12 protein-coding genes and 1 tRNA gene are annotated in these 11915 nt (G+C 62.9%); 5 read left to right on the top strand and 8 right to left on the bottom strand.

All coding sequences use genetic code 11. The features are described from left to right. The 4 genes from carB to recJ form a co-directional block, all read left to right on the top strand. The coding region (gene carB, locus PK789_RS10540) for a carbamoyl-phosphate synthase large subunit (RefSeq protein WP_324308703.1) at positions 1 to 1403 on the top strand (1403 nt) is incomplete at its 5' end. 11 nt (positions 1404 to 1414) lie between these two features. Beyond that, complete coding sequence (gene greA / locus PK789_RS10535) at positions 1415 to 1879, top strand: transcription elongation factor GreA (RefSeq protein ID WP_324308705.1); 465 nt, start codon at positions 1415 to 1417, stop codon at positions 1877 to 1879. Between the two features lie 3 nt (positions 1880 to 1882). Beyond that, on the top strand, positions 1883 to 2809 hold the full coding sequence (locus PK789_RS10530; protein WP_324308702.1) for a phosphoglycerate mutase: 927 nt from the start codon (positions 1883 to 1885) through the stop codon (positions 2807 to 2809). Then, a complete protein-coding gene (gene recJ, locus PK789_RS10525) occupies positions 2806 to 4503 on the top strand; it encodes a single-stranded-DNA-specific exonuclease RecJ (protein ID WP_324308701.1) in 1698 nt (565 codons plus the stop codon). Before PK789_RS10530 ends, recJ begins: the two co-directional genes overlap by 4 nt. Here the strand turns inward: recJ and PK789_RS10520 are convergent. Beyond that, the gene (locus PK789_RS10520; RefSeq protein ID WP_324308700.1) at positions 4448 to 5647 is read right to left on the bottom strand and encodes an acyltransferase family protein; all 1200 of its coding nucleotides are present in this window, start codon (positions 5645 to 5647) and stop codon (positions 4448 to 4450) included. The two genes, recJ and PK789_RS10520, sit on opposite strands and share 56 nt — an antisense overlap. A 155-nt stretch (positions 5648 to 5802) precedes the next feature. On the opposite strand from PK789_RS10520, the gene PK789_RS10515 reads away from it, so the two are divergent. Then, positions 5803 to 6687 (top strand): LytTR family DNA-binding domain-containing protein, encoded by an 885-nt coding sequence (locus PK789_RS10515; RefSeq protein ID WP_503011943.1) that lies wholly within the window; start codon positions 5803 to 5805, stop codon positions 6685 to 6687. Positions 6688 to 6704: 17 nt separating this feature from the next. Here PK789_RS10515 and PK789_RS10510 read toward each other — a convergent pair whose 3' ends face one another. The 7 genes from PK789_RS10510 to PK789_RS10480 all read right to left on the bottom strand — a co-directional run. Then, positions 6705 to 7490 carry an SDR family oxidoreductase gene (locus PK789_RS10510; RefSeq protein ID WP_324308699.1) on the bottom strand — a complete coding sequence of 262 codons (786 nt, stop codon included), beginning with the start codon at positions 7488 to 7490 and terminating at the stop codon, positions 6705 to 6707. Between the two features lie 75 nt (positions 7491 to 7565). Beyond that, positions 7566 to 7652 (bottom strand) — tRNA-Leu (locus PK789_RS10505). A gap of 32 nt (positions 7653 to 7684) precedes the next feature. After that, positions 7685 to 8836 (bottom strand): homoserine O-acetyltransferase MetX, encoded by a 1152-nt coding sequence (gene metX, locus PK789_RS10500; protein WP_324308698.1) that lies wholly within the window; start codon positions 8834 to 8836, stop codon positions 7685 to 7687. A gap of 95 nt (positions 8837 to 8931) precedes the next feature. Continuing rightward, positions 8932 to 9936: a tetratricopeptide repeat protein gene (locus tag PK789_RS10495; protein ID WP_324308697.1), complete on the bottom strand. Its 1005-nt coding sequence runs from the start codon at positions 9934 to 9936 to the stop codon at positions 8932 to 8934. Beyond that, on the bottom strand, positions 9936 to 10394 hold the full coding sequence (locus PK789_RS10490; protein ID WP_324308696.1) for a cytochrome c-type biogenesis protein: 459 nt from the start codon (positions 10392 to 10394) through the stop codon (positions 9936 to 9938). Before PK789_RS10490 ends, PK789_RS10495 begins: the two co-directional genes overlap by 1 nt. Then, positions 10391 to 10936 (bottom strand): DsbE family thiol:disulfide interchange protein, encoded by a 546-nt coding sequence (locus PK789_RS10485; protein WP_324308695.1) that lies wholly within the window; start codon positions 10934 to 10936, stop codon positions 10391 to 10393. Before PK789_RS10485 ends, PK789_RS10490 begins: the two co-directional genes overlap by 4 nt. Then, positions 10933 to 11915, bottom strand: a 983-nt coding sequence (locus PK789_RS10480; RefSeq protein WP_324308694.1) for a cytochrome c-type biogenesis CcmF C-terminal domain-containing protein, incomplete at its 5' end; no start/stop codon positions are given. The genes PK789_RS10485 and PK789_RS10480, both read right to left, overlap by 4 nt.

Here is an 11915-nt window from a genome sequence, read left to right as displayed (position 1 = left end):
TGTACTTCGAGCCACTGACGCTGGAAGACGTGCTGGAAATCGTGGAGCTGGAAAAGCCCTATGGCGTGATCGTGCAGTACGGCGGGCAAACCCCGCTGAAACTGGCCAAGGCGCTGGAAGCCAATGGCGTGCCGATCATTGGCACCTCGCCCGATTCCATCGATCTGGCGGAAGACCGCGAGCGCTTCCAGAAACTGGTGGAAGCACTGGGTCTGAAGCAGCCACCCAACCGCACCGTGCGCAGCGCCGAAGAAGCCCTGGTGCAGGCGCGTGAGATTGGCTATCCGTTGGTGGTGCGCCCCAGTTATGTGCTGGGTGGCCGTGCGATGGAAGTGGTGCATGCCGACGCGGATTTGTCGCGCTACATGCGTGAGGCGGTGAAGGTCAGCCACGATTCGCCGGTGTTGCTGGACCGCTTCCTCGACAATGCGGTGGAAGTGGATATCGACGTGATTGCCGACCGCGATGGCAATGTGCTGGTCGGTGGGGTGATGGAGCACATCGAAGAAGCTGGTGTGCATTCCGGCGATTCGTCGTGCTCGTTGCCGCCGTATTCCTTGTCTGCACGCACCCAGGAACGCCTGCGCGAGCAAGTGGTGGCGCTGGCCAAGGCACTGCATGTGGTGGGCTTGATGAATACCCAGTTCGCGGTGCAAGTGGGTGTGGCCGAAGGCAGCGAAGCCGACACGATTTATCTGCTGGAAGTGAACCCGCGTGCCAGCCGCACGGTGCCGTTTGTGTCCAAGGCGATTGGCCAACCACTGGCCAAGATTTCAGCGCGTTGCATGGCCGGGATGACGTTGGCCGAACAAGGCGCGACCCGCGAAATCATCCCGAATTATTATTCGGTCAAAGAAGCCGTATTCCCGTTTGCCAAGTTCCAGAACGTGGATCCGATCCTCGGCCCGGAAATGCGTTCCACCGGTGAAGTAATGGGCGTGGGCCGCAGCTTTGAAGCCGCATTCGCGCGTGCCGAAGAAGCGGCCAACATCAAAGCCCCGCAACCGGGCAAGGCGTTCATCTCGGTGCGTGACCCGGACAAGGTGCGCGTGTTGCCGGTGGCCAAGTACATGCTGGAACGTGGTTTTAGTATTGTCGCGACCAGTGGCACGGCTAATTTTCTGAAAGCGCACGGCGTTGCCTGTGAGCAGGTCAACAAAGTGGCCGAAGGTCGTCCGCATATTGTCGATTTGATCAAGAACGGCGAAATTTGCTACATCATCAACACCACCGAAGGCCGTGCAGCGATTGCCGACTCGTTCTCGATCCGGCGTGAGGCGCTGCAAGCGCGTGTGACGTATTCCACCACCGTAGCCGGTGCCAACGCACTGCTGCATTCACTGGACCACCGCGGCAAGGGCGATGTGCTCTCGCTGCAAGAACTGCACAAGGAGCTGGCATGAGCCGTGCACCCATCACCGCAAAAGGCGCGCAGCGGTTGCGCGCTGAATTGGAAGAATTGAAGTCGGTCAAGCGCCCCGCCATCATCGAGGCGATTGCCGAGGCGCGTGCGCATGGTGATTTGAAAGAAAACGCCGAATACCACGCCGCCCGCGAGCAGCAAGGCTTTATCGAAGGCCGCATCAAGCACCTCGAAGCCGAGCTGTCGCACGCGCAAATCATCGATGTGGCCACCTTGGCTGCCGGCGATAAAGTGGTGTTTGGTGCCACCGTGGTGCTGATCGACTGCGATACCGACGAAGAAAAAACCTATCAGATCGTGGGCGACCTCGAAGCTGACATCAAGCAAGGCCTGATTGCGATTTCCTCGCCGGTGGCGCGCGCGTTGATCGGCAAACTCGAAGGCGATGCCATCAGCATTGAAGCGCCTGCGGGAACCCGTGAATACGAGATCGTGTCGGTGAAGTACCAAGGGTAATTCGTGGCTCGGCTGACCCTGCTGCTGCCGGCAAGCGCACGCTTCGCCGGCATCACCTTGCCGCCGCAATTGGCGAAGGCGCTGGGCCGCGCGGACCGCACACAGGCGGAGCCGGGTGAGCCGGCGTTGCTGGCCCGTCATTTTGATGTGCTGCCGCGTGGTTGGCCGGCGGCCGCACTGACGCGGCTGTTGGATGCGGGCGAGGACGACGCGCGCGGGCCTGCGTGGTTGCGTGCGGATCCTGCGCATATTCGCCCCGATATCAATGGCGCGCGTCTGCTGGGGATTGGCCGCAATCTGGGTGTCGAGCAAGCCGATGCCGAGGCGTTGTTACCGGCATTGCGCCCGCTGTTTGGCGATGCCGGTTTTTTGTTGGATGCACCGCATCCGCAGCGTTGGTATTTGCGCTTGCCGCGTGCGACAAAATTGCCGCTATTCGCCGCACCCGAGGAGGCGCTGGGTGATGATGTGTTCGAACATCGCGCAGAAGGCCCGGAAGCGCGGCGTTGGCGGCTGTTGGAAAGTGAAGTGCAAATCACCCTGCACAATCATCCGCACAATACCCGGCGGCTGGAACAAGGCCGGGTGCCGATCAATGCGCTGTGGCTGTGGGGGGGCGGGGTGTTGCCTGATGCCGTGACGAGCCATGCGCCGACCGTGTATTCCGATGATCCCGCCGTGCAGGGCGCAGCACAATTGGGCAAGCTGCATGGCATGCCCATCGTCGATATTTCCACGATCCCACAGGATGCGCTGGTGGACTTGCGCAGCCAGCGCGATATGCGTGTGCTGGTGGAACGCTGGTTGCTGCCGGCGCTTTCCACCGCCGCCGAGGTGACGTTCGATTTTGCTGATGGCCGCAGGTTTTGCATGCGTGCGGCGCAGCGTTGGCGGGTTTGGCGCAAGTCATTGCCGGCGTTGTCAGCATGAGCGTGCTGCGGCGTATCGTCCGGCGTCCTGTGGTTGAACCCGTGGGGCAGTGGCCCGCGCATTGGCCGGAGGTGTTGCGTCGTGTGCATGCCGCACGCGGCAGCGATGCCGATAGCGCCATGCCACGACTGGCGGATTTGCTGCCGGCCTCGGGATTGAACGGGATAGAGACTGCGGTGGATTTGTTGGCCGCCGCGATAGCGCGCGATGCGCATATTTTGGTGGTGGGTGATTTTGATTGCGACGGTGCCACTGCCACCGCTGTGGGCGTGCGCGGCCTGCGCATGTTGGGTGCGCGGCGGGTGTCGCATGCGGTGCCCAACCGTATTGTGCATGGCTATGGGCTGACGCCGGGTTTGGTTGAAGAGTTAACCGCACTCAAGCCGGACTTGCTGGTGACGGTCGATCACGGGATTGCCTGTCATGCCGGCGTTACCGCGGCCAAAGCATTCGGCTGGCAAGTGCTGGTCACCGACCACCATTTGCCCGGCGCAACGCTGCCGCCGGCCGATGCCATCGTCAATCCCAATCAGCCCGGCTGCACCTTCCCCAGCAAGGCGCTGGCAGGCGTTGGGGTGATGTTCTATGTGCTGGCCGCACTGCGCACGAAATTGGGCGTGCAGGCCGATCTTGCCGCGCTGCTGGACTTAGTCGCCGTGGGCACGGTGGCCGATATGGTGCCGCTGGATGCCAACAACCGCGCCTTGGTGGGTGCGGGCCTGCGCCGGCTGCGTGCGGGGCAGGGCAGCGCCGGCTTGCGGGCCTTGATCGAGGTCGCAGGGCGCAAAGCCGAGACCTTGTCCACCACCGATATTGGTTTTGCCATCGGCCCACGCATCAACGCGGCAGGGCGACTGGAAGACATGGGCATCGGCATCGAATGCCTGCTCACCGACGATCCGCGGCAGGCGCGTGAACTGGCGTCGATCCTGCACGGCATCAACGACGAACGCCGCGCCCTGCAAGCCGAGATGCAGGACGTGGCCGAAGCGAAGCTGGACGGCATCGACACCGCGTACGCGGCCTGCCTGTTCGATCCCGATTGGCATCCGGGCGTGGTTGGCCTTGTTGCATCGAAAGTGAAAGAACGCCTGCACCGTCCCGCGATTGCCTTCGCCCCGGCGGAGCCGGACAGCGACGTGTTGCGCGGCTCGGCGCGCTCGATTCCCGGCTTCCATATTCGTGACGCGCTGGCGCTGGTGGATGCCCGCCATCCGGGCTTGATCGCCCGCTTCGGCGGCCACGCGATGGCCGCCGGGATGAGCTTGCCGCAGGCCAATTTCCCGGACTTCCGTGAGGCCTTCGCGCAGGTCGCGCGCGAGCAGCTCAGCGACGAACAGTTGACCGACGTGTTGCGCAGCGACGGCGGCCTGTGCACCGATGAGCTGGCGATCGACACCGCCTTGGCCCTGCGTGATGGCGGCCATTGGGGGCAGGGCTACCCGGAACCGTTGTTCGATGATGTGTTCGAAGTATTGAGTTGGCGGGTCTTGAAAGAACGCCATCTCAAGCTGGAACTCGGCCTGCAAGGCCGCCGCTACAACGCCATCCAGTTTGGTGGCTGGGATGGCGTGGAGCCGGCGCGCACGCTGCATCTGGCCTACCGCATCGCCCCCGATGACTGGCGCGGCGGCGAGGCTATCCAGCTACTGGTCGTGCATCGGGAAGCGGCAGCGGCTTACGCATCGGCTTGAGCCCGAACAATGGCCGCAGCCAGTCGCTGCGTCGAATCACGACTTCGTGCAGCAACAGGCAGCCGGCCATCGTGCCACCCACCACTAGCGCGGCTTCGGTGGCGGCGCCAAGGTGCAGCGGGATCAGCCAGAAGGCCAGGGCAATGATCAAGGTCTGGTGCAGGATGTACCAGGGGAACACGGCCTCGCTGCAATATGACAACCAGCGGAACGGGCGGTTGAGCAGGGTGTGGCCCCAGCCGAAGATCGCCAGCAAGGCCACCCAGGTGTAGCTGACGCGGGCGATGCGCTCGATGGTGTACCACGGCACGTGCAGCGCCCACCCCGGCGTTGGACCTGCCGGCGGATGATGGCCCAGCCAGCGCAGGCCCAGTTCCACGCTGATCGCCAGCACCGCCACGGCCAGCGTGCGCCAGCGCAGGCGCTGCACCCACTGCCAGAATCCCGCGCGGGTCGCCAGCACATAGCCCAGCAGGAACAACGGCAACGATTCGGCATGCACGACCCAGTCATCGACCAAGGCATGGGTTTCCTCGAATTGTGGCGCCAGCCAGAAGCGCACGCCCAGCAGCCAGAGGATCGGCAGCAGCAGGAATGCCAGGGCAGTTTTGCCCGTAGGCTGCGCATCCCCCAGCCATTCCCGCAGTCGTCGCAGCAGGGGCATTACGGCCAGCAGCAACAGGGTATAGGGCAGCAGATAGGCCAGATACCACAGGTGGTTCCAGGTCGGGGTGAGCAGGCACTGATCGGCATGGCAGAGTCCGTGAGTCAGATACAACCTGTAAAAGTGCGCAACGCTGCCGGTAAAACCGTCTTGGACGACGACCTGGAAATAGGTTTGTGGCGTCACCACCACCAACATGCCGAATACCAGTGGCAGTAGCAGGCGCAGGCTGCGTGCCCCGGCAAAGCGCCAGCGGCGATGCTCGATCCCGGCCAGCCCCAGCGCCATCCCCGAGATCATGAACAGCAACAGCATCCGCCAGCGGTTCAGCGCGATCATCGGGTATTGCAACCATTCGAAGGTGTGCGCGCTCTTGATATGGAAATCCCAATCGGCCACGTACACCATTGCCGAGTGGTACAGGATCAGCAATGAGAAGGCGATGACGCGCAGGGCGTCGATGTCATGGCGGCGTTGCATTGGGTCGGTCCACGTGCGGAAGTGGCCTCCAGCGTCGGTGTCGCCTGCCTGCCCTTCCACCGCAAAGTGACCATCTGATGCGGGTTTGGGACGAGCCGAGAAACGCAGGGACGAGCCGGGAGCGACACGATCGGGCCCGCCCCTACAATGCGCGGATGGATGCAATGCCCCCGACCCCCTACCAGCGTTACCAGCCATGGCGGCGTTCCTTCGAGACCGGCTTCTGGATCGTCCACTACCTTGTCGGTGCGCTGGCCAACAGCATCACCGTGAACATGGACGTGCGCCGGCTGCATTTGGATTTCAGCGCGTGGCAGCCGGTGGTGTGGGAAACCAGTTCCGCCGCCGTCTCACTGGCGTTGGTACCGGCGATGGTCTGGTTCACCCGCCGTTTCCCGCTGCACCTGGACGATTGGCGGCGGCTGTTGCCGCTGCACCTGCTGGGCAGTCTGGCCTGGTCGATCTTGCACGTGGTCGGCATGGTGGCGATCCGCAAGGCGGTCTATGCCAGCGTTGGCGACCATTACGACTTCGGCACGTGGTGGCGGGAGTTCGGCTACGAATACCTGAAGGACGTGCGCTCCTACGCCGGCGTGGTGCTGACCATCGAAGGCTACCGCCTGCTGCTGCGCCGTCTGCAGGGCGAGGCCATGCTGCTGTCGCTGCCCGACGAAGGCCCGCCGGTGGAGCCGGTGGAACGCCCCGAACGCTTCCTGATCCGCAAATTGGGCCGCGAATTTCTGATCGCCGCCGCCGACATCGAATGGCTGCAAGCCTCGGGCAACTACGTGAACCTGCGCGTGCGCGGCCACGACTACCCGCTGCGCAGCACGCTATCCAGCATCGAGGCGAAGCTGGATCCGGCGTGCTTTATCCGTATCCACCGTAGTTACATGGTCAATCTGGGGCGTATCGCTTCAATTGAGCCGCTGGACACTGGCGACGCGCGTATTCATCTGAACGATGGAGGCAGCCTGCCTTGCAGCCGTACCTATCGCGGCGGATTAAAGCAAAGCGTGGGTCTTGATTCGGGCGGATGAATGACCCCGATGCCATCTCAAATCGACTGCATCCGTCCACCGTCCACCGCGATCGACTGGCCGTTGACGTAGGCGGCCACTGGCGCGCATAAAAATGCGATGACGCCGGCAATTTCCGGGGCTTGTGCAAACCGCGCGACTGGTACCGTGGCCAGCATCCCGGCGGCGACGTCTTCTTGCGATTTGCCGGAGGCCGCGCTGCGGTCGTGCAGGATTTGCGCTAACCGTTGCGTGCGGGTGTAGCCGGGCAAGACATTGTTGACAGTGATGCCCGCGCCGCCCAATTCACGCGAGAGTGTCTTGGCCCAACTGGCCACCGCGCCACGGACGGTATTGGACACGCCCAAATTGGGGATGGGCTCGTACACCGAGGTGGAAATCACATTGATGATGCGCCCCCAACCGGCGGTACGCATGCCCGGCAACAACGTTTGCACGAGGGTGTGCCCGGCAATCAAATGCTTGTTGAAGGCGTCTTGATACGCGCCAATGTCGGCCGTATGTGCCGGCCCGCCGGGTGGCCCGCCGGTATTGTTGATCAAAATATGCACCGGTATTGCTGCTGTCAGCGCGCCCACGCGCGCGCGCAAGGCATCGGTATCGGCCATATCCGCCACCAAGTAGCCGTGCATCTGTGCTTGCGGGCAGGGCAGGCTTGCAACTGCCTCGCGTAGCGTCTCTTCGCGCCGGGCTAGCAGTGTGACGGTTGCCCCCAGTGTGGCCAACTCCACTGCTGTTGCGCGGCCAATGCCTTCCGAGCCACCACAGACCAATGCGTGTTTTCTGCTGAGATCCAGATCCATGCGATGGTGCCTTTAGAGGAGATGCAATTGCCAGAAACAACACAGCCCGCACGCGGCGGGCTGAATTGAAACACTTGGTGCCGAAGGTGGGACTCGAACCCACACGCTTTTAAGGGCGGCGGATTTTGAATCCGCTGCGTCTACCGATTCCGCCACTTCGGCGTGGAGCGGGTAAGTATAGCGGGAAGTTTGGATTACGCCACCCTTTCCGTGATGAAATTTTGATTGGGCAATGTCCGCAAGAAGCTGGCTACCGCGGGGGCGAAGCGTGCGGCATCCACCAAGAAGGCGTCGTGGCCTTGCGGCGAGGGCATGGGCAGAAAGCGGGTGTCGCAGCCGGCATTGCGCAGACCGGCGGCGATTTCTTCTTGTTGCTGGATCGGGAACAAGATGTCGGTCTTGACCCCGATCACCAGCGCCGCGTGCACGCCCGCAATCGAGGCCAGTCCGTGCAAGGTGTCGCCGCCGTGCGCTTCGCCCAGATCAAACCAATCCATCGAACGGCTCAAGTACAAATAGCAATTGGGGTCGTACTTGCGCACAAAGCGACGGGCGTGGGCTTCCAGATAACTTTCGACTTCAAACTCCAGCGCAAACGGCTCATCGTCCTCGCGCTGCTCGGCGTCCAACCGCACACGGCCAAAGCGGCCGTCCCATTCCAGCGCCGAGCGATAGGTCACCACCCCCAGTTTGCGCGCCATGCGCATCCCGTTTTCGGGATACGAGGTGTCGTTGTAATCCCCGCCGTTCCAGTGCGGATCCAGACGAATGGCTTCGCGTTGCAACGAGCGAATGGCAATCGAAAACGGCAGCGCACGCGCCGCGCCACAGATATTGATATGGCTGCGGGCGATGCCGGGGTGGCGTGCCAACAGCGACAGCGCGGTCATCCCGCCCATCGAATTGCCCACCACGCAGGCCAGTTGGGTGATGCCCAGTGCATGCACCACCGCCAGCGCGGCATCGGCACCGTCCTCGATGGATAGCTCGGGAAAATCGAGGCGATAGGGCGCGCCAGTGCTGGGGTTGATGCTGGCCGGCCCGGTGCTGCCTTTGCAACTGCCTAGCGCGTTGACGCACACCACAAACCAGCGCTGGGTGTCGATGGGCTTGCCGGGGCCGATCATCCATTCCCACCAGCCAGGTGCGGGGTTGCCAGTATTGGAGGCGGCGTGCGCATCCGGCGACATCCCGGTCAAAATCAGGATGGCGTTATCGTGTACGGCATTCAGCGTGCCCCAAGTTTCATACGCCATGCGCGCGCCGTATAGCGCGTTGCCGCGCTTCATCGGAAACGACGAGGGCAGATCAACCCAGCGGGTGCCGGGCGGGGTAAATTCGGCCATGACAGCAGCAACAGTGAGCGATGCGCCATCATCCTCCGCTGATGCGGTGCGCGTGATGCGCAAACGGCATATCGGTATAACCCGTTAATGGCGGTTTACTGCGCCGCAATCACCACATTCACCGGTGTTTTTGCAGGCAGTGTCACGCGAATGGGTTTGGATTGCAGGTCGCCGGCTTGCGGCATGGCTTCGCCACTGGCAGAAAGCCGCGCCAGGATTTCCACTTCCTGTAGTTGCGAAAGCTTCAGCGTGGGCATGGGGCTGTCGGCGTCGCTGAGGCTGGCATCAAACGGAAGTTCGGATGCGGTGTGTTTTTGTGCGGCCACCGGCATCGGCGGGCCGCCCACTTGGCGGGCGATCACAAACACGGTGGCATTGGGTTGCAGGCGCACGCGCGCGGCCAATGCGGGGTCTAGGGTCACGTGCACGTTCAGCAAGGCGGCTGGGGCGGCGGTGGGCGGTGCGTCGGGCAGTGGTGGCAGGCCTGCTTCGTGGCGGGCGACGTTGATTTCTGCGCGCAGGCTGGCGGCGGTGCTGGCATCCACTTGCGCCAGCAGCGGTGCCCACGTGACGGCAGCATCGGCATTGTTGCCGGCTTGGCGCTGCGCCACGCCCAAGAACCACCGCGCGCGCTGGTGCTTGGGGTTGACCTGCAAGGCGCGCTGCAATTGTGCGAGCGCCTTGGCATCAAACTCATGCTTGGCATTAGCCATGGCACGCGCTTGCGCGGCCTGGGTGAGGATGTCGGCATCGTCGGGGGCCAGCGCGGCGGCTTTGGCGAAGGCATCGCGGGCGCCGTTGGTATTGCCCGTGCGTTGGTAGGCTTGGCCGAGCAGCAGCCACCCTTCGACCTGTTGTGGGTCGCGCGCCAAGGCGGCGTTGAGTTGCACGATGGCATCGTCCAGTGTTTTGGGTGCTTGCCGGCTTGCGGGGTCCAGCGCCTGCGGGGTGCCCACCAGTTTGTACAGCAGGCCGGTGGAGAGCAGGGCAAGCACCGCAACGCCCAATGCCACGCCGCGCACCCGCGTCCACAGTGGGCGCAGCAGCACGGCCAGCACGCACACACATAGCAGTGCGGCAAGGAGGATGAAGTTAGCCATCACCATTCCTGCCCCTCATCGCTAGCAACGTTGCCGATTGTGGGTTTGCGCTTGCGCACGATGACCAACACGGTCACGCCGCCGATCAGCAATAGCAGTGCCGGGCCGACCCATAGCAGCCATGTGCTCGTTTCAAACTTGGGTTGATACAACACAAACTCGCCGTAGCGTTGCACCAGATAGTCTTTGATTTGCGCATCACTTTGGCCTTGCCGCATCAGGTCCAAGACTTCGTGGCGCAGTTGCAAGGCGATCAGGGCGTTGGAGTCGGCCAGTGATTGGTTTTGGCACATCACGCAGCGCAATTGCTGGGCCAGTGCGTGAAAGCGGGTTTCTTCCGCCGCGTTGTGAAACTGCAAGGGCGCGGCGTCGGCCTGCTGGCCTGCTTGTGCAAACACCGGCAGTGCGGCGGGCAGGGTGGCCAGCCAGAGCAATGCGGCAAGCAGCAGGCGGTTCATCGGGCAGCCTCGATCCGGCGCAATTGCGGTAGCAATTGTTGCTGGATGATGGCATCGGTCAGCGGGCCGACATGCTTCCAGCGGATGATGCCGTGGGCATCGACCAAGAAGGTTTCGGGCGCGCCGTAGATGCCCCAATTTAGCGCGGTGCGGCCTTCGACATCAGACAGCACCACCATGTACGGATTGCCAAATTGTTCCAGCCAGCGCAGCGCATCGGCGGGTTCGTCTTTCCAGTTGTAGCCCACCACGCGCAGACGTTTGGTTTCGGCAAAGCGGGTCAATACCGGGTGCTCGACGCGGCATTCCACGCACCAACTGCCCCAGACATTGAGCAAAAACGGATTGCCTTTCAAATCGGCCAGCGAGACTTGGTAGGACGGGTCGTGCAACACCGGCAGGCGGAAGGCTGGGGCCGGTTTGTTGAGCAGCGCCGAGGGCAACGCGTCGCGGTCGGGGTTGCGGCTCATCCACACGCCGGCGGCCAATAACACGGCAAGGACGGCGAAGGCGGCTAACGGCAGCCAGCGAGAGGCTTTCATGCGGGCTCCTTGCGAATGCTGCGAAAGCGTTTGTCGGTGGCGGTGATGCCCGCACCCAGCGCCATCAGCAGCGCACCGGCCCAGATCCAGCGCACAAACGGTTTGACATGCACGCGCAGCGCCCAGGTGTTATTGCCCAGCGATTCACCGATGGCGACATAGGCATCGCCAAACACGCCACGGGCGATGCCGGATTCGGTCATCACTTGCCCGCCGGCGCGGTAGCGGCGTTTTTCGGGATGCAGCTCGACATCAAAACGATCGTTGTGCAGCACTTGCACGGTGCCGTAATCGGACACGTAATTGGGACCTTGCACGCTACGAATCCCATCGAAGCGGAAGCTGTATGCGCCCAGCGTGACGGTGTCGCCGGCTTTGACGGCCAGCTCGCGTTGCAGGTTCAAGCCTTCCACCAAGAGTGCGCCGATCAAAAATACCGCAATACCCACATGCGCCATGCTCATACCCAGCATTTCGCGGGTCATGCGCCCACCCGGTGCGCGTAGGCGCGACCACACAAACCGTAGCGTGCCAAAGCCCACCCACGCCGCGCCCAGTACGCCTGCGGCCACTTTCCACTGCCCTTGCGGGGCCAGGAAAAATGCCGCGATACCCAATAACAGCGCCAGCGCCGCCCACGGCAGCAACATCCGCAGCGGCGTGCTCATGGTTTCGCGCTGCCAGCGGGTCAACGGGCCCAGCGGAACCAGCGCCACCAATGGCGCCATCAGCACGGTGAACATGATGGCGAAGTAGGGCGGGCCGACCGAAATTTTGCCCAGCTCCAGCGCGTCGGCCAGCAGCGGATACAGCGTGCCCAGCAACACCATCGCGCAGGCACAGGTGAGCAGTAGGTTGTTGATGAGTAGCAGAGTTTCCCGCGAGCCGGCGGTGAAGGGTTTGGCATTGGATTCGGTATCGGGAGCGCGCAATGCGTACAGCAGCAGCGAGCCGCCAATCACGATGCCAAGGAAGATCA

The organism is Thermomonas sp., assembly GCF_035369645.1.
Lineage (GTDB): Bacteria > Pseudomonadota > Gammaproteobacteria > Xanthomonadales > Xanthomonadaceae > Thermomonas.
Note: the sequence above shows the minus strand (reverse complement) of the source record. Positions and strands in the feature narration are given on the sequence as shown.